Source organism: Bacillus sp. EKM501B (genome assembly GCF_011800505.1).
Lineage (GTDB): Bacteria > Bacillota > Bacilli > Bacillales > Bacillaceae_G > Bacillus_A > Bacillus_A cereus.
The window spans coordinates 1-257 of record NZ_JAALFZ010000088.1 but is presented as its reverse complement, the minus strand read 5'-3'; the positions used below and the strand labels follow the sequence as shown (position 1 = coordinate 257).

Below are 257 nucleotides of genomic sequence, written 5' to 3'. Positions count from 1 at the left end.
GCCCTTCCATTCAGAACCACCGGATCACTAAGCCCGACTTTCGTCCCTGCTCGAGTTGTAGCTCTCGCAGTCAAGCTCCCTTATACCTTTACACTCTGCGATTGATTTCCAACCAATCTGAGGGAACCTTTGGGCGCCTCCGTTACCTTTTAGGAGGCGACCGCCCCAGTCAAACTGCCCGTCAGACACTGTCTCCGATAGGGATAACCTATCTGGGTTAGAGTAGCCATAACACAAGGGTAGTATCCCAACAACGC

1 rRNA gene is annotated in these 257 nt (G+C 52.5%); it reads right to left on the bottom strand.

What is annotated here, in order from left to right:
- A 23S ribosomal RNA gene (locus HFD78_RS29250) occupies window positions 1-257 on the bottom strand; the annotation flags it as partial.